Source organism: Acinetobacter sp. Tr-809 (assembly GCF_011753255.1).
Classification (GTDB): domain Bacteria; phylum Pseudomonadota; class Gammaproteobacteria; order Pseudomonadales; family Moraxellaceae; genus Acinetobacter.
This window is the reverse complement of record NZ_VWVZ01000001.1, coordinates 467,207-484,746: the sequence shown is the minus strand read 5'-3', so window position 1 is coordinate 484,746 and position 17,540 is coordinate 467,207. Positions and strand designations below refer to the sequence as shown.

At 36.3% G+C, this 17,540-nt stretch carries 21 protein-coding genes and 1 pseudogene; 11 read left to right on the top strand and 11 right to left on the bottom strand.

Annotated elements, in window-relative coordinates; all coding sequences use genetic code 11:
* Positions 1-45 precede the first annotated feature (45 nt).
* Together F3J02_RS02515 and F3J02_RS02510 are read left to right on the top strand one after the other, a co-directional pair.
* A complete protein-coding gene (locus F3J02_RS02515) occupies positions 46-420 on the top strand; it encodes a hypothetical protein (protein ID WP_167247349.1) in 375 nt (124 codons plus the stop codon).
* Positions 421-456: 36 nt separating this feature from the next.
* Positions 457-648 carry a hypothetical protein gene (locus F3J02_RS02510; protein ID WP_167247347.1) on the top strand — a complete coding sequence of 64 codons (192 nt, stop codon included), beginning with the start codon at positions 457-459 and terminating at the stop codon, positions 646-648.
* Between the two features lie 56 nt (positions 649-704).
* Here the strand turns inward: F3J02_RS02510 and F3J02_RS18545 are convergent, their stop codons facing one another.
* The 3 genes from F3J02_RS18545 to F3J02_RS02495 are packed head-to-tail and all read right to left on the bottom strand — an operon-like array spanning position 705 to position 2,829.
* Positions 705-983, bottom strand: a complete 279-nt coding sequence (locus F3J02_RS18545) for a DUF1634 domain-containing protein (RefSeq protein WP_167247345.1) — start codon at positions 981-983, stop codon at positions 705-707.
* Complete coding sequence (locus F3J02_RS02500) at positions 980-2,533, bottom strand: PepSY-associated TM helix domain-containing protein (protein ID WP_167247343.1); 1,554 nt, start codon at positions 2,531-2,533, stop codon at positions 980-982. Before F3J02_RS02500 ends, F3J02_RS18545 begins: the two co-directional genes overlap by 4 nt.
* Positions 2,534-2,535: 2 nt before the next feature.
* Entirely contained in the window at positions 2,536-2,829 is a 294-nt protein-coding gene (locus tag F3J02_RS02495; protein ID WP_167247341.1) for a hypothetical protein, read from the bottom strand.
* Positions 2,830-3,077: 248 nt separating this feature from the next.
* On the opposite strand from F3J02_RS02495, the gene lpxB reads away from it, so the two are divergent.
* Positions 3,078-4,256: a lipid-A-disaccharide synthase gene (gene lpxB / locus F3J02_RS02490; protein WP_167247340.1), complete on the top strand. Its 1,179-nt coding sequence runs from the start codon at positions 3,078-3,080 to the stop codon at positions 4,254-4,256.
* Between the two features lie 41 nt (positions 4,257-4,297).
* Here lpxB and F3J02_RS02485 read toward each other — a convergent pair whose 3' ends face one another.
* The gene (locus F3J02_RS02485) at positions 4,298-5,167 is read right to left on the bottom strand and encodes a DUF2797 domain-containing protein (RefSeq protein ID WP_167247338.1); all 870 of its coding nucleotides are present in this window, start codon (positions 5,165-5,167) and stop codon (positions 4,298-4,300) included.
* A 37-nt stretch (positions 5,168-5,204) separates the two neighbouring features.
* Here F3J02_RS02485 and F3J02_RS02480 point away from each other — a divergent pair, with 37 nt between their 5' ends.
* Entirely contained in the window at positions 5,205-5,666 is a 462-nt protein-coding gene (locus tag F3J02_RS02480) for a DUF6231 family protein (protein ID WP_016540206.1), read from the top strand.
* A gap of 146 nt (positions 5,667-5,812) precedes the next feature.
* Entirely contained in the window at positions 5,813-6,427 is a 615-nt protein-coding gene (locus tag F3J02_RS02475) for a YidB family protein (RefSeq protein WP_167247336.1), read from the top strand.
* 64 nt (positions 6,428-6,491) lie between these two features.
* Here F3J02_RS02475 and F3J02_RS02470 read toward each other — a convergent pair whose 3' ends face one another.
* The 3 genes from F3J02_RS02470 to F3J02_RS02460 all read right to left on the bottom strand — a co-directional run bounded on the left by F3J02_RS02470 (position 6,492) and on the right by F3J02_RS02460 (position 8,622).
* The gene (locus tag F3J02_RS02470) at positions 6,492-7,586 is read right to left on the bottom strand and encodes a porin (protein WP_167247334.1); all 1,095 of its coding nucleotides are present in this window, start codon (positions 7,584-7,586) and stop codon (positions 6,492-6,494) included.
* A gap of 253 nt (positions 7,587-7,839) precedes the next feature.
* The gene (locus F3J02_RS02465; protein WP_167247332.1) at positions 7,840-8,253 is read right to left on the bottom strand and encodes an HIT family protein; all 414 of its coding nucleotides are present in this window, start codon (positions 8,251-8,253) and stop codon (positions 7,840-7,842) included.
* A gap of 99 nt (positions 8,254-8,352) precedes the next feature.
* Entirely contained in the window at positions 8,353-8,622 is a 270-nt protein-coding gene (locus F3J02_RS02460; protein ID WP_167247330.1) for a YARHG domain-containing protein, read from the bottom strand.
* A gap of 441 nt (positions 8,623-9,063) precedes the next feature.
* Between F3J02_RS02460 and F3J02_RS02455 the strand changes: the two genes are divergently transcribed.
* From F3J02_RS02455 to F3J02_RS18790, 4 genes and pseudogenes are all read left to right on the top strand, one after another.
* Positions 9,064-9,348, top strand: a complete 285-nt coding sequence (locus F3J02_RS02455) for a hypothetical protein (protein ID WP_167247328.1) — start codon at positions 9,064-9,066, stop codon at positions 9,346-9,348.
* 1,346 nt (positions 9,349-10,694) lie between these two features.
* Positions 10,695-10,808 (top strand): hypothetical protein, encoded by a 114-nt coding sequence (locus tag F3J02_RS18795; protein WP_416224634.1) that lies wholly within the window; start codon positions 10,695-10,697, stop codon positions 10,806-10,808.
* Positions 10,809-10,919: 111 nt separating this feature from the next.
* Positions 10,920-11,475, top strand: a pseudogene (locus F3J02_RS02450) (lysozyme).
* Between the two features lie 230 nt (positions 11,476-11,705).
* Complete coding sequence (locus tag F3J02_RS18790; RefSeq protein ID WP_416224633.1) at positions 11,706-11,819, top strand: hypothetical protein; 114 nt, start codon at positions 11,706-11,708, stop codon at positions 11,817-11,819.
* A 124-nt stretch (positions 11,820-11,943) separates the two neighbouring features.
* Here F3J02_RS18790 and F3J02_RS02445 read toward each other — a convergent pair whose 3' ends face one another.
* The gene (locus F3J02_RS02445; RefSeq protein ID WP_167247327.1) at positions 11,944-12,261 is read right to left on the bottom strand and encodes a DMT family transporter; all 318 of its coding nucleotides are present in this window, start codon (positions 12,259-12,261) and stop codon (positions 11,944-11,946) included.
* A 201-nt stretch (positions 12,262-12,462) separates the two neighbouring features.
* A complete protein-coding gene (locus tag F3J02_RS02440) occupies positions 12,463-12,906 on the bottom strand; it encodes a BLUF domain-containing protein (protein WP_167247325.1) in 444 nt (147 codons plus the stop codon).
* Between the two features lie 314 nt (positions 12,907-13,220).
* Here F3J02_RS02440 and F3J02_RS02435 point away from each other — a divergent pair, with 314 nt between their 5' ends.
* A complete protein-coding gene (locus tag F3J02_RS02435; RefSeq protein WP_171525986.1) occupies positions 13,221-13,502 on the top strand; it encodes a hypothetical protein in 282 nt (93 codons plus the stop codon).
* Positions 13,503-13,575: 73 nt separating this feature from the next.
* Entirely contained in the window at positions 13,576-14,142 is a 567-nt protein-coding gene (locus F3J02_RS02430) for an isochorismatase family protein (protein ID WP_167247323.1), read from the top strand.
* 110 nt (positions 14,143-14,252) lie between these two features.
* Here F3J02_RS02430 and F3J02_RS02425 read toward each other — a convergent pair whose 3' ends face one another.
* Positions 14,253-15,953 carry a hypothetical protein gene (locus F3J02_RS02425; RefSeq protein WP_167247321.1) on the bottom strand — a complete coding sequence of 567 codons (1,701 nt, stop codon included), beginning with the start codon at positions 15,951-15,953 and terminating at the stop codon, positions 14,253-14,255.
* Between the two features lie 300 nt (positions 15,954-16,253).
* Positions 16,254-17,321 (bottom strand): AraC family transcriptional regulator, encoded by a 1,068-nt coding sequence (locus tag F3J02_RS02420; protein ID WP_167247319.1) that lies wholly within the window; start codon positions 17,319-17,321, stop codon positions 16,254-16,256.
* Positions 17,322-17,540 lie beyond the last annotated feature (219 nt).

Here is a 17,540-nt window from a genome sequence, read left to right as displayed (position 1 = left end):
ATTTTGAGATTTATACATGGATTGTATGTTTGATCATTTCGCCTTATGTCTATTTTCATTCGAAGCCTCATTTCATTGCTGATAGCTATGTGTTTTATCACCAATAGCTATGCAATGGCTGTGTCTATGAATGAAGAGAGTCAATCTGCCGTAGCGCAAGTGATTTCAAATCATGCTGCAATGTCTGATTGTGGAATGCCTACGATGACGAAGCATGACTATATGGATAGTGGCAAAATGGATACATCGCATTGTCAAAAGAGTCTGTGCTGTATCGCTGCAACTTTTGAACATAGCCATCATTCCATTGAGCGAAGCATAGAATTGGTTAGAACCGAAAATTCAGCTTATGTAGATCAACTGACTTTAGGGATTTACCAGTTACCTTATCGTCCCCCAAATCATGTCCTGTTTTTATAAATTCAAATTTCTTATTTTTATTTAAAGGACATGATTATGTTTAATATTAAAACTGTATTGTTTTCAACGCTTCTATTGACCGCTACTGTACCTGCTTTTGCTGCAAGTGATTGCTGTAAGGAAAAAGAGGCCACCACAAAAAAAGAGTGCTGTGAAAAAAAGATTAAATGCTGTGATGACAAAGATAAAACGGCTTCTCAGGAAGACCATAGCCATCACGGGCATTAATTTTTAAGTAATAAAGCTATCCTTGGCAGAAGTTGAGGATAGCTGTTGTAGCAAAATCATTTTAGTTTTTTAGTTGGTTTCAGATCATTCACGGATAACACCAATAAAAAGGTCACAGGCGTAGCGAAAATCCACCAACTGATGAACCCAATGGAGCTACCATACTCTAAACAAAGCAGGCTACCAGCCAGCAACAAGCAAAGATAAGCTAAGACCCTCAGTTGTGTTTGATAGTGAATGAAAATCTGTTGTTTGGTTTTAGTGATTTGTTTGGAGCTGCATTTATACAGCAATAGCATCCCGATCAAGGTCAGTATAAGACTCAAAATAATCATGCTTGAACCTCATTTTTGGCTAATTTCGCTTTGATTTTCTGAGCAGATTTCACTTGAATCGGCTGAATATTTCTAAAAATAAACACGGCAAATAGGGCACAGACCAGTAGGAATAAATCTATCCGCAAGAATATCCAATAGCTGTGTAAATCGGTAATTAACTGATGTTGAATCAAGTACACCAAGTTATAGACAGGTAGAGCCAAAGCAATCAAGCCGAAAATACAGATCTGTGATTTCCATAAATATTGCTTTTTCGTCAATAAAGCGAGGATAAAACTCAGTCCCCATACGCAGAAAAATGTATAGATTTCATAGTTTGGGGCAGTTTCAGTCACATGGACAAATCGATTGGCAAATAGATAGCCGAGCATTGCAGTTGGAAGACCAATAAATGCAGCAACATTTAAGCGATCCACTAAATAATAGCCAAAATGAAATTGATCAGATTTGTTTTGAATCTGACGCTTTAAGCTCCAGAGCAATAGGCCAGACGCAATCATCAAACAGCCCAAAATGCCTGAGCAGAAGAAAGCGAAGCGAAGCACAGGCTGTGCGAATGTTGCCATATGTATACCATAAACACCCGAGTGTAGGGTTGCAACAGCACTATTATTACGGGTATTTCCGAGAATTTTTCCAGTACCGTCAAAGGTAATTTGTGCCTGATTTAATGTGATCGATCGATCTTCTAATTGTTTAAAGGTAATAATGGCTTGATCGGTATTGGGGTTTTTGACCTCAATTGATGCTAAGGCTTCATCTCCCCATTGTTGTTTCACTTTTTCTAATAACGTGTTGATTGGTAACATTTCAGCTTTATTAGGCGCTGTATCGGTCGTTGCTTGGTTAACTGTTCTGATTTCAGTGAAAAATTGAAAAGGATTGTCTGGATAGACTTTTTTCATTCCCCAAGGTAGATAGAGGTAAAAGAAAATCGCCAAGCCTGTAAAGGTAATGGTGAGGAAAAATGGGAGTGCCAACACAGAAGAAACATTATGAAAATCTAACCAAGACCGCTGTGATTTAAAGGTTCTAAGGGTAAAGAAATCAGTAAAGATTTTTTTATGTGTGATGATGCCTGAAACCAAGGCAACCAACATGATGAATGCTGCGAGGCAGGCAATCAATCGCCCAACCATGATGGGCACGCCATAGAGCTGGAAATGAAAATTGTAAAAGAAATCTCCACCTTGGGTTGCTGAGAGTTGAAGCTCTTGTCCTGTATTGGCATCTAAACTACGGCTTTCATAGCCACCACTGGCTTTCTCCCAATACATTTTATTGACTGGGTCTTCATGATTGGCAATATTGAGATACCATGATTTGGCATCAGTCGCATTCTTGGCTAAATAATCTGTTGCTGTACGAATAGCAATATCTTGATTAACTTGATATTGAGCCAGTTGCGGTTGCATCCAAAGATTAATCTGATGGCGATAATATGAGCTGGTACCCATTAAAAAAATGGCAAATAAAAGCCAACCAAAAATTAAGCCTGTCCAAGCATGTAACCATGCCATTGATTGGCGAACACCTTTATTTTGCATTTTTAATTTAAACCTACAGATAAGCCAAACAAAGCACCTGTCAAAATTAGGCTGATCACAGTGAGTTTGAGTAATGAGTTTGCACAAAAACTAATGATGATGAAGCCTAAATAAAAGAGTGTTGCAATAAATGCTGCCAGATAAACGGCTTCCGCTTTATCCAAGACCGCTGTTAATAACATGGTCAGGCTAATACTTAAATACATCATACAGAGATAGCCAAGCGCAAAGCTCAGCACAAAGCGATAGAAGATGCTGAGTCGATAGACAAGCGGAGTAGATGCAGATTTAGCCATAAAGGGTCTTGAAGCGAAAGAAGGGAGAAATAAATCACACATGGAAATGATTCTTGTTTATGTTAAATCTTAGCTGAATCTCAATCAATTCTTCATTTATCGTAAATCTAGATTGTATTTTAAATAATAAATGCCATCTTAGATCAGAACTGATTTTCACCAATCGTGAACAATTTGCACGGTTTAGGGTGATTCGATGTAAAATCATTCTGTTAGAATCATTTAAACATTTCTGTGGGGCTTGGGTCTTGTTAAAGCAAAAACTAAAAATTGGTATCGTGGTGGGGGAAGTTTCTGGAGATACTCTAGGGGTGAAACTCATGCGCAGTTTTCGCGAACAAGGCATCGATGCTGAATTTGAAGGGATTGGTGGCCCACAAATGATCGCAGAGGGATTTCACAGTTATTATCCGATGGAAATTCTTTCAGTGATGGGTATTGTTGAAGTCCTAAAAGACTTAAAAAAGCTGTTTGCTGTGCGTGATGGTTTAGTCGAACGCTGGACAGAGCATCCCGTTGATATCTTTATTGGTATTGATGCGCCCGATTTTAATTTACGTTTATCAAAAACGATTAAAGAAAAACAGCTACCCATAAAAACCGTGCAATATGTCAGTCCATCGGTATGGGCGTGGCGTCAGGGTCGTGTACATGGTATTAAGCGCAGTGTTGATTTAGTTTTATGCTTATTTCCTTTTGAAAAAACATTTTATGAAAATTACGAGGTTGCTGCTGCCTTCGTTGGACACCCATTGGCAAAGCAACTGCCGTTAAAAAATCCAATTATTGAAGCCAAGCATCAATTGGGCTTGTCTGCACATAAAACCCATATTGCTTTATTACCAGGAAGTCGCCGTGGAGAGATTGAACGATTGCTACCGTTGCTTACTGGTGCAGCTGAAATTCTTCATCGAAAGCATCCTGATCTGGAGTTTTTAATTCCAGCAATTAATGATGCGCGTAAGCATCAGATTGAACAGGGCATTCAAAATTTAGATTCGAGCTTGAAGTCTAAAATTCATGTACTGGAAAATAGTGATGCAGAGTCAAAAATTGGTCGTATGGTGATGAATGCCAGTGATATTGTGGCATTAGCTTCTGGTACGGCAACACTTGAAGCAATGTTATTGCATCGTCCAATGGTGACTTTCTATAAGTTAAACTGGTTGACCTATCTGATTGCGAAGTTCATGGTGAAAATTCCGTACTATTCATTGCCAAATATTATTGCGGGTAAAAAAGTAATTGAGGAACTGATTCAGGCAGATGCAACGCCGCAGCATTTAGCCACTGAAATTGAAAAATTAATGGATCATGAAACGGCGCATATCCAAATGATGCAACATTTGAGTATGCACAAACAGTTGATCTCGGGTAATACCGAAGATCCAGTACATGCAATTCTCAATTGTCTGAATGCAGGATAAATAAAAAGGTGGCAATTAAGCCACCTTTTTTCTGGAATTGATTAAGCACGAAGAATCAATTCATAACCAGTATATTTACGGATATTGATCACACCAATATCAAATAATAAGTATTGACCTTTAATTCCTTGCAACACGCCACGAATTTTAGGTGTTTTATCCAAATTCAGCGATTTAATCTTTTCAGGATAGTGCTCAACAGGATAGATAAATTCACGTGGCGTTTCATCTTCTAAGAACTCCAAGCTTTCGTTAAATTCAAGGTTCTGATTGAATTCTTCACGAATGCTTTGAATTTTCGGAGCGAATTCTTCAAGAATTTGATCACGTTGCTCAAGCAGATTTAAAGGTTCAGCTTCACCTTTGAGCAGTTTACGCCAGTCGGTTTTATCTGCGATTTGTGTACCGATTAACGTTTCCAAATGCCCAGACAAACGACGTGAACCGACTTTCATGATTGGCAATGCCTGCGTTGCGCCTTGGTCTAACCAACGTGTCGGCATATTGACGATACGGGTAATCCCGATCTTTAAGGCACTTGAGTTGGCTAAATACACAATATGTGGCTGGAAACAAACATCATGTGCGAACTGGTCTTCACGACATGTTCCCAAGTGATAATGGCAGGTTTCAGGCTTCATAATACAAAGATCACATTCAGCTTTTGTTTTAAAACATTTGAAGCAGTGACCTTGTGAATAAGACTTGGGGGTTTTTGAGCCGCAAGAGGTACAAAAAATATTGCCAGTCCATTCGATCTCAATTTCTTGACCTAAAACAAAAGGAAGGTCAGTTTCTGAACGATCTAATATAAATTTATATTCAACATTTGCCTTGCTTGTTGATTGATCAGTTACACTATGCGTTTTGAGCGCTGCATGCATTTTATGACAAATGCCTTGTAGTTCCATTAATAAACTCTCATCTTTTCAATCAAGGGTTGCAGTTATGGCTGAACAAAATGTCATCACTTCTATGCTAGACGATTTATCTCAAGAACAGCCCATTCATACTGCACTTTGTATAGGTCAGCAGATTGACCAAAATGCTTCAATTCAATGGCATTATTTTAGCGTAACTGACTTTTTAAGTCTGCCATTTACGCAGCGTTATGATTTAGGTTTTGTATTATTTGATACAGAAGAAATGCAAAACATCACTGAAACGCAGAAATCACAGCTGTTGGTGAAGTTACGTGACCTGATGGCAAAACGAATTGTGGTCGTCAGTAAATTGGGGGATGAAAAATTATTGCGTTCGCTTGGCTTTACTCAATTGATTGATAAAACCACACACGGCAGTGATTTTGCTTTATGGCAATTTAATATTTTGACTTATAAGCATGTACCTGATTGGTTTAACTCCAAGTTCTGGGCGAATCCTGAAAATTGGAATAAATTTCGATGGTAAGTCCTTAAATGTCTACACTTTAGGTAAATAAGATCAGGCGAGGGTGTGTTGCAAGTTCTTGCAAAATTTAACAATTTAACTTTGTTTTGTACTTTCAAAGCAGCGTATGCTTTTTGGATAAATAATTCCAAAGGAAAGTTTAAGTCATGACTGATTTAACCAACATTGTTGAAATTTTAGCAAAGCAAGCTTTAGGCGGTCAGCAACAATCAGGCCAAGCGGGTGGTTTAGGCGGAATTTTAGGTTCTGTTTTAGGACAACTTGGTGGGCAGCAACAAAATACACAGAGCCAGCAAGGTGGTTTGGGTGGAATCTTGGGTTCAGTATTGGGCCAATTGGGTGGTGGAAATACTTCAACCCAAAGTAATGCAGCTGGTGGTAATACCGCACAAACTTTATTGATTGCAGTTTTACCATTGGTGTTAGCTTGGATTCAAAAACAAGGTGGTTTGCAAGGTGCATTGGATAAACTGAAAAATGCAGGTTTATCTAATCAAGTGCAAAGTTGGGTAGATCCGCAACAGCAGAGTGCCGCTGATGTTCCAGAACAGAACATTCAAAGTTTATTTGATGAGCAAGATGTTGAGCAGGTTGCACAACAAACTCAAGCACCTAAGCAAGCCATTTATGGTGCAATTGCTTCTGTTTTACCACAAGTGATTGACTCTTTAACTCCACAAGGGAATAGCACCAATCCTCAAGAAGCCAATCAAGATATTCAGCAAGTGTTGAATTTGGTGAGCGGTTTCTTAAAGAAGTAAAAATAACAGCAAAAAATAAAAGGGCAAAATGCCCTTTTATTTTTTGTATGACTTGAACTTCAAATTAGAAGTTGTATTCCATACCTAAACCGATTGTAGTTTTCTTATCATCTTTTACTAACCAATCACGTTTTTGTTGACCTACAACACCGTAGAAACGCGTTTGTTTGTTGATTTGATAGTCAGCACCTACACCATAAAGATCTTGTTTACGATCTTTACGACCATTAGACTCAGTTGTTGCAGAGATATATTCTGCTTTTAACTTGATTGGTGTTGATGGAACCGTATATGCAGCTGTTACGCCATATGCATCTTCTTGTAAACCTTTATATGAAGTCACAACTGCAGGAGTGCCAGCACTTGTAGTGACAGTATCATCAGTTGGTTGAGCAGTTTGCCATAATGCACCAAACACTAAGCCATCAACACCTGCAGGAGTTAAGTCTAAAGAGCCTGTTACACGAATTGCATCTGTATAAATATCAGATAAGCTATAAGCGCTATATTTAGATGCTACACCAAAGTTACCTGCAACAGCTGCAGCTAAACCAATGTTCTTATTTTCATATGTGATAGAGGTTGATACACCATCACCGAAACCATCGCGGCTGCCTTTTTTACCTTTAGCAGCACTGTCAGCAGCTGAAGATTCTTCACCTTGTTGGAACATGATGTTAAATGCTAAGCCACCTAACAGTTTCTTATCAGTTTCAAAACCGATCACGTTCTTTAAGCGATCTTCACCAGCTAATACAGCTGTCATATCTAGCTCATTGTGATCGTTAAAAATATCTTGGTTGTTTCCTGCTGCATTTTTAAAGTAAGAATCAAACTGACCTACTTTTAAAGTACCGATACCTTCAGATTTAATACCTACATAACGGTTACGGTTGCTGAATGATTGATCGCCATCACCATCCGCATTAAATTGCCATTCAATCAAGTAAACTGCTGAAAGGTTATCAGTCAATTTTTCTTCGCCTTTTACCCCGATACGAGAAGCGTTTGAGTTTACTTTTGTTACGCTTTCGTCTTTAAAGCCATTTTTATCAATTTGGTCTAAAGTCACATTGAGCTTACCATACAATGTTGGTGCTGCTTGCGCTGCATTCATGGCTAAAGTTGCTACAGTAGCAGCAAGAAGCAATTTTTTCATTGAGATTTCTCCAAAACACTTTTTGTAAATGGCTGATGCCTTAGTTACTGTTATGAGCTTGCTTATGTACATAAAGTTACATAGCTCACTGACTTGTATGCAGTATCGGTAAACTTTGTGACAGAGAAGTGAAAGAAAAATGACAGTTTGATGACGATTCATATTTGGTAATAATTATATTTCTTATTATTTTTCATTTAATTAGAAAGCAAAAAAAGACGGAGTAAAACTCCGTCTTTTTTAAAATCAAAAACTAGAGCGCAGCTTTGATCTTTTCAGCAAGCGCAGTAATTTTTTCTTGATCACCCATTTTTGCTGCATGGCGACCAAGCTCATGCACTGAACTTGGAATCAAATGAAAGTGTACATGAGGTACAGTTTGTCCAGCAGCTGCGCCAGATAATTGCATCAAAACAATGCCTTTGGCTTCCAATGCTGTTTCCATTGCTTTAGCAATCTTTTGCACGACCTGAATGGTGTACGCTGCAGCATCAGCAGGTAAGTCCAATAAAGTAACAGCAGGAGTTTTTGGAATCACTAAAGCATGACCATCTGCTTGGGGCATGATATCCATGAACGCGAGAACTTGATCATCTTCATAGATTTTGATTGCAGGTAATTCACCACGAAGGATGCGTGCAAAAATATTTTGGTCATCGTATGCCATGATTCATCCTTTAAAGGGCGCATTTAAAATAAAAAATTGAAATTCACTCTCAGAATTTAGAGAGTGAGCTAGAGCGTTTAAAGCACTATATAGAACAGCTTATTTGCAGTTTAGCTCTTTTTGGCGAGCTTTAATTTCATCAAGACGTTGCTGCTCTTTGTCAGAGAACTTCGGCTTAGTTGTGTGGCAATTTTCATTACCGAACTTAGCTTTGGCATCAGCGTCTTTGAAACAGAATCCTTTAGATGCATAGATCAGGTTAGAGTCATCTTGTAACTTTTTACATTCTTGTTCTGGTGTCGCAGCTTGTACACTAAAACCTGTTAAGGTAACTAAACCAGCAAATACTGCAACCATCAATTTATTCATGAGGTGTTCCTCTAATCAAAAAAGTATAAATCAAAGCTGTATGGAATTTATTCATATGGCATTTGATTGCTACGTATATACCAATATAAGGTTTATTAATGAAATATCAATGAAACTGTATAGTACGAGTGTAATTTTACTCCATAATTCATCCTTATAATATAGAAAAGTTTTATATATCAATAGCTTTTCAATTTTTGTGTAAAACAACAAATTATAATAAATTGATTTTGTATTATTCTATTTGGTTGTACAGCTATATAATTTCTATGGTGCGAATATGATCGATGATTTAGCTATCAAAGCGAAAACGGTGTGTGAGAGCCTTTGGTCTTTAGGCGTTTGCTAATAACAGCCAACCGTTTTAGGGTGAATCAGAAAGCAATTCTTTAATTTTATTATTGCTCATCAATAGGTGGGTTTTTGCTCAGAATCAAAATAATGCTGAAATTTATTAAAAACAATCTACCTATTTTCACACTTATCATCATTGTGGTGGGCGGGTTCGGTTATCCATTTTTAACAGGTAAATGGATTATGGCGCCCAAATTAAGTGAAATTGATAGTCAATGTTATGGAGTAGATGTACCAAGTAATATTGAATATCAGCAAGTGCTTCACTTTTGTTCATGTATCCATACAGTTGGAATTGAAACAAAAGAAGAGAAATATAAGTATTGTATTGATAGGATGAATAAGATAACGAATAGAAATCCAATTATTTGATGCTTTAACCCTTACGACTTAAATCTGAAAGAATTATTTAGGAATTGTAAAATATAAAGATAACTTTACTTATTTGATATTGTTAAAGAAAAATTAAGATTTTCTTATAAATACAGCTGTTTTGAAACCGCAATATCCACTGAAAATAATGATACTTTTGCTTTGAATGTGCAAGAAAAGAGTACGAGCAGCAACTAAATTCATTACAGAAGGCGCGTAATAGAGATGTAATTTCAGACTGAGACTCTCGACAAAAATCCATACAGCAGAATCAAACATCTCTAGAACGGAAAGACAAAAGACAACCAGCTCAAGTTTTCAGTTCCCATTGGATAGAGACTAATGTTTCATAAAGCCATCTGAAAATGTGCTTATTTATTTATCGTGTTTACGATCAGGTAATGCGTTATTTTAATTAAATTTGTATATGAAATATTGTGCTTAGGTTCTTGTGTTTATAGCCAAATCTGTTACCACAGGAAACGCTTTGGATTGAGCTCTAATATAAATGCCAGTACATGTTTTATTGTGTAGATTAACTTTTAAATATTTATGAAATACGCATAATTTTGTTGATTTAAGTCACACTTTTATCTATATTTGCTTTGTTGTTTTATAAAAACTAAACAACAATAACCTTCATTCAGCGCAAAAAGAATTAAGGGGAAGCCCACTCTAAGAGTGGGCTTTTTAATGGTCTACGAACGTAAAATTTCTATTAACTTAATTAATGTAAAATTGTGTAACATAAAAACCATTTAAACTATAGATCTTATGCGTAAAATTCAATAATCAAACCATATTGTATAAAGTTTGTAATGTAATTATTTTATATGCACTTAAAATTATGTTTTGGGGAACATAATGAATGACAACATCGGCGTTGTTGTTTTTTATATTTTGAATTTACTTGCACTGATAGTTCTTGTACTAAGTAGTGTACTTTTAGACTTAACACTATTTTCAGTGTGTATTGGTCTTATCGCTTGTGCATTTTTAATTAAACATGAGTTTAAATTATCCGTTATTTTTTGGAAGAAAATCGAATAATTTTAGACGCTAAAAAAATTTAACAAAACCATATAGCCTAAAGGAAGCATCACTCATAGAGGAGTCTTGAGAATTTAGCAATTCTTATAAGCTTAAGCTTTAATTTTTAAAATCTAATCTTTGATGGGAGTGCTTAAAGTTCCAAGACTGGTGTGTTTCATGGTTAGCGTTAGCGTCAATATTGACTCAGATTAGACCAAGGTTTAGTCGAAATGATAATTTTTTAGCATAACTCGTCTCATAATTTATAATTGAATGTGTGATAATTAACTCGTTTTATGAAGAAACAGTGAATTATGGATATTCTAAAATTTTTGAAAAGTTTTAATACGATTGGATCCTACCTGACTATTGCGAGTCTGTTGCTAGCCACTGTTATCGTATATTTTTACTATATCAATCCGAATTAATGAATGTTGAACGAAAGTGTCAGGGTAATTTGATGCTGTGTACGTTGATCAACATTATTTCATTGGACGCCATAACTTGTAAGCGATATAGCGAGTACATAAGGATACTTGATGAAAGCGATATTTGATTGCTTGAGAAAAATAGGTATCGGCAGATTAAGCAGAGCAAAGAGACTCGCTAATAAGAAATTAAGCAATATTGCAACTGCAAGCGATGTTGTTGAAGCGGTTGGTATTGATTCTGCAATGACAATAAGTGTTGATGGTATTCGCCTAATTACAAGCCTATGATGACGGTACTGGTATATGGACCATTGGTTTTGGCACCACTGTTTATCCAAACGGTATTCGAGTTGAGAAGAGCGATTATTGTAGTTTGGATCAGGCAGAGTTCTTTTTTCAACATGACTTGAATCGATTTCAGTCTACTGTCAACCATGCAGTAACTGTTGCACTGTCTCAAAATCAATTCGATGCGCTAGTTTCTTTGACTTATAACATTGGGCAAACAGCTTTCAAAAACTCTACACTTCTGAAAAAACTAAATACAAGTGACTATGTGGGTGCAGCAGATCAATTCCATGTGTGGAATAAAGGTGGAGGGAAAATTCTAAAAGGGCTGGTTAGACGTCGTGAAGTTGAACGAAATTTATTCTTAAAGGTATAACTATTGTTTACATGATTGATTATTTTATAAAAATCATTATGAATGAAGAGATTTATAAAAGCGTATTATTGAAGTGGTAGTATTTACAAAGGGGGTAAAAAATCACCTGATACGTATTAAATTTTTGGCAAAGAATAAAACAAGTGGGTGGTTGTTTTTTGTTCGGTTGAAATTTGAATTAGCGTGAAATTATGTGATAATTCTCTTAACTTATCAATATTTTGCGAAATATGACTATTTTGAAATTCTTGAAAAGCTTCAATACTGCAGGTTTTTATTTAACAGTTGCTAGCATTCTGCTAGCTACTCTGATTGTATATTTCTATTTTATTAATCCAAATTAAGCGACTAATGCAGAATACTCAAAGCGACTTTTTATTGGTTCTTGGGGATTAGAACAATAGGGGATATCTTGCTGTTTAAAAGTATTATAAAAGCCCCCGAATGAGGGCCTTTATACGACCTAAACTAGTTAGAAGTTACTTTCATCAGTACCACACCAAATATGATGGAGGTGGCGGCTAATAGGCGTAAAAATCCCATTGGTTCATGAAGCAAGAAGATCCCAATCAGGAATGCACCAACAGCTCCGATACCTACCCAAATCGTATAGGCAGTCCCTAAAGGAAGCGTTTTCATTGCAACAGCTAATAAACCGAAGCTTAAGATCATGAATACAATCGTAATGATGCTTGGCGTAAGTTTGCTAAAACCATCAGACATTTTCATAGAATATGCCCATACGATTTCAAAAATACCAGCTAAAATTAGATAAGCCCAAGCCATTTCGACACCTCATTATTAATATTTTAGGTCGTCCTAAAGCTTGAAAAATTGAACAAAGAGGTCGTCCTCTTCATGTACTATAAAAGCACTGTTGGGTAATGACTTCAATTTATTTTTGTTAAACTTTATTCCAATTGGTAAAAGATTAGTAGAGATATCTTTTACCAATTTAGTTTTTAGTTCAGATCGAATGTTTTACATTTATGAAATATAAGTTTTTACATCATATTCAGGTTCACCAGCTAAAACAGAAACAAATTTTTCAACTGTCTCGGCTGTTAGTAGATATGGGTTAAATTCTTCTAAATGATACTTCATGAAAAAATCTGAGATATTCTGGTTAATTGGTGAAAATTTCATAGACCACTGCGAGAAGAATTGATTCTCACACTCTATGTAATAGAGGATTTCACAATTGATATGACGTTGATCTTTCACAATTTTATTATAAAACAAATCATCAATAAGGCTTTTTTGACCTTCTAAGCATTGTACAAAATATCCATGACCATAATATAAGACACCTCTAATATTATTACGATAATTGAAATCTACGGCTTCATCGAGGATTTTAATCAAATCAGTTTTTAAGTTTGAGTCAATATTCTTAATTTTACTTACGTATAAAAGTCTTACAGACTTCATTGGATATGCTCATTTTTGAAGGTTCATTTCTTGTTATATAGAAAAAACAATAATTTGTATACTTTAGTCTGTAAACTGAAACACGGATTTTGTAGATAACTCCCCTCAAGAGATAGCTATATGGAATTGAAAAGCTGAGTGCTAATAATTTTCCAATTTGCTAAATAGGTTTGATTATTTTTTGTACTTCTATCTTGTCTATAAATTTTATGAATAGGCAGGTTAAAACAGAAATCAACAGGAAAGCTTTCTTTTAATGACTTTTTTTTAACCGTTTGGTAAATTGACCATACTAAGAACAAATGGTTTATAAAATGAATTACATAATTTTTGGAATAATTTCAGTTTTAATAACAACAGCAACTTTTGCTAGAGACACAAACTCAATGCGCTCATCCTATGAACTTGTTAATTTAGGGGATAGCGAAAGTGATTTACTTAGAAAAATGGGAAAATCTTACCCAAGATATTTCATTCACAAAGAAGGTCGTCGCTCATGTGAAGCTACAGAATATGTTTATGAAATTGATATGCAGATCTATACCGTCTTGGTTTGTAATGGAAAGATTTTCAAAATTGATGTGAATACTAAATAAGACCTATAACTAAATTGATCTTGGATCAATAGAGGAGACCGCTATTTCAATTCAAGCACATATTGTTGACGCTTTGATTGTTGTAGATATGCAAAATGCTTTTGTATCAGGTGCGGAAGCTGTGCCTGCATCAAAGCAATTGATTGATTCAATCCGTATTTTACTTACTAAAGCAAGGTCTGCCCATGCGCCAGTGATTTTCCTACAAAATGATGGGGAGATTGGTACTTTAGATGAGCCGTATCAAATTGGTTGGGAGTTATTTTTTTCTCCACAGCCTAATGAAGTGATTATACGGAAAAGTGAAGATGATGGTTTTAAAGGAACATCACTTCAACAGATCTTAGATGACCATAATGTGAAGTCTTTAGCCATATGTGGTGTTTTATCAGAGATGTGCGTAGCTGCAACAGCACGTGCTGCTTTAGCGCGAGACTATGCTGTGTGGTTACCTCATGATGCCCATGCAACTTATGATGTGCCCGCTGGACCAGGTTCAGACAGTGTGCCGGCTGCTCTAGCGGCCAGAGTAGCAGAGTGGTCTCTTGGAGATGAAATTATGATTTGTGCATCGGTAGATGAGATTGTTTTTATGAAGCAGGAAAAAGACTCAAGCGAGTTGAATAATTTTATCATTTAAAAATGTATTTTCACCTAACAAGATTTTTGAAATTTAGAAGTTAAAAAACCGCTCTATTGAGTGGTTTTTTATATTTTAACGTAAGGCTATAAAAGAATCCGCCAACTCTATTATTCACTTACGGCGTTTGGGGCATCTTCTACACCATTATTTGTTGAGTGAGAACAAACTAATTTTCCAGCATCACTCGCAGCTCTCCACGCGGTATAGGGACCATCAATTTCGGTTTTGGTTCGGTTCTGTAAAGTCAGAACGGTATCGCCAATCGCAAGTAATTGATCTTTCATGAGATTGAAATCAATTGCATCTTTACCAAATGATGGTGCCCAAAGTGACCATGGGCCAGAAATCGTTGCCATGGTCGGAATTAAGTTTTTGTGTGATGCGTTCCCAATACCACCAAAATCACATTGTCTAGGGGTACGTTGAGTATTGGGCACATCTTGGCCAGTCGATATCATGACCGCTGGTAATTTACGTCTTTGTGCTGCTTCAATTGCGACTTTTTGCATTAAAGCATGGTCTTCAGGAACAAACCATGCTTGGGGTTCAGCTTTCCCTGTAAAAGCTAAAGTCCGTCCAAAACCACCGTCTTGTCTAGGCTTGGCAATGATCTCACGCGTTCCTAAATGTTCAACAGCAAAAACGAAGCTGACTTTACCTGCCTTATATTCTTGATTCAGTTGTTCCATATATCTAAAAGTTCCTTCTTTAGACATATGCAGATGGGCTGTGTTAAATGCAAACTCATAAGTTTTAGGTCGGCACTTTAATGGTAATTTTGCAAAATATTGCGCCAACGCAAGCATACCGCTTACACCATTTTCTTGTACCCAAGTATTACCATCTGTATTTGCAACAAATACGATTTTTTCACTACTTTGACCGGGTAGCGTTGCAATCAAATTTCGAGTCGTGGTTGTATCTCTCTCAGCTTGAACAGTAATCTTAGCCTGAGTGTTTGTTAAAGCTAATGCTTTTACTTCAGCAAGTTCATCCGACCCTAAGAAGACAGCAGGAAGCTTATAATGCAAACCGTTATGCGGATCGAAGTAATCTTGTATTTGTTCTCTAGGCACATCAAATCCAAGAATCATACCAGCGGCGCCAACCTTACCCGCTGTGATGAGATCTTTATTCATTAACTCACCCGCTAAAAAGGGTTTGTCATATCGTTGTACTTTGAGTTCATTCAGAGATTGGCTTAAATATTTTGCAAACTGAAATAAAAATATATAGGGCGGCGCAACCATATTGGCATATACAGGATCTTGTGATGTTGGAATTTCACGTACAATAATTTTCCCTTTATGTTCAGCTGTTATTGGTTGATTGCTTGCTAGGAAAACCAATTGACCCGTGTTGCCAGTTAATGTTGTACCGAATGAATAAGGAACAGCCCCAGCAATTGGAATCTCCTTACCATTAACAGATAACTGCCCTGAGCGAAATAAACTGCGTCCTTTACCATTCTCAGCACTGAGTAAAGGTTGCCAACGTTGAATCTCATAACTGTCTGACTGAACATGCATATTGGGTATTTTCTTCGCTTCAAGTTCAATCCAGTCCACCAGTTGTTTGTGTGCTTGGCTACCAGTCGATCGTAATTGTGCTAATTCAGGTCCAACTTGTACGAGTTTTTCTAAAGTTTTTGCATCAGTAAAAGATGCTTCATCCATTATTGTTGGACATGAACCTCCTGTTTCAGGGGAAATCTCTGCCATGTTGTTATTGTTTCCGCCACAACCTGAAATTGAGAATCCGAGCAAGATTAATCCTATCGATTGCTTGTATTTTCGATTCGCTTTCATACTAACTCCCTTTTGTCTACCCAAATCCGTGCGTACCTTTAAATCATAAAATGACTATTGGCATGTTCTTGGGTAAAAGATCCTTATAAAATTACGTTATGTCTGCTTTGTTTTTCTTAGAATTTTAAACACAACAATAAAGAGGCTATATCGTCAAATACACTTGAAACAAGTAATAAGACAACTGATGTTCTCTTATTTCATCATATTATTAATTTATGTGCGAAAAATAACGCATCTGAGCCACGTCATTTCTAAAATAGGACAAATGAGCAAGGATCAGATACTGATGAATAGACTTTAAACTGCAATCGTTTTTGCCTTCGAATTTTTACGATATTGGTTTGGCGTCAAATTTGTTTGTAATTTAAACCAAGTAATAAAGGAATGACTGGTATAAAAGCCCAATGCTTTAGCAATGAATAATATGGAATGTTGATAATTCTCTAAATAATTGACTGCAAGCTCGAATCGGACTTTATCGAGTAGATCACTATAAGAACTTTGTTCGAGTTGTAATTTTCTACTTAAGGTTCTAACCGTGATACCTAATTGTTCCGCTACATTTTCACGAGATAGGCGATCATGAGAGAGGAGTAGGTAAATTTGTGACTTAACTTGTTGAACAAACGTTTGCTCAAATTTTTGTTGCTCTAATAATTTCGAGGCGAATAATCTCACACTATCATATAGGCCTGCATTCCCAGTTTTTAAGGTCATATTTAAAGACTTAGGATGTAATAATAACGCTGTTTCCAGTTGATTAAAGTGGACAGGACATCCAAAGAATTCATCATAGTAGTTCTGCAATTCAGGTTTTAGTAAGCTATGCGTGAAATGAACCGCCTTAAGTACAGAAAAATCCTCATTTCGAACCAAATAGATTAAGCTGATCCACCACAATAAATTGTACTCATTCGCACAGCGGCTGAATATTGGATCATTTGATCTACATTTCCACTTCCAATAGACAATTTCGGGGCTAACTTGAAGGGATATATCGCCAATACACCCGATTAATGGCTGAAATTCTTTTAATGTTTCTATGGCTTTATTTAAATTAGCAGATAAGGGTACTAAGTGTCCCAATACACCATAGGCGGTGGAGTCCATCTTTTTGAAAAAAGCCAATGCAATCAATGGATCATTACAAATCGAGTATGTATAGGCTACAAGTTTTTCAAGGTAATGAAGGGCTATACATTGATTTGAATCATGCAGTTGCTGCTCTGTAAGGCCACTGTGTAATAGTAATATTTGTCGATCAATTCCAAAAAAATTAGCGTGATCTAAAAAGTGATTTATTAGGCCAACCAATACTTTTATTTCACAAGTTTCATTAAGTTTTCCATGTAATTCAATGGTCATCCTTACCATCCTAGATAACTTTGCTCTAATGACTAAAAATTTTAAATCACGATAATCAGATCGTTCAAAGGCTATATTACATCGAAAAAGAAATTTTGTTTTTGATGAGAAAAGACATTTTGGATTTGCTGACCTTAATGTGTCAAATTTAGCCCCATAAAAAACCGCTCAACAGAGCGGTTTTTTAACATTTTTAAATAGGAATTTTAGGTTAAAATT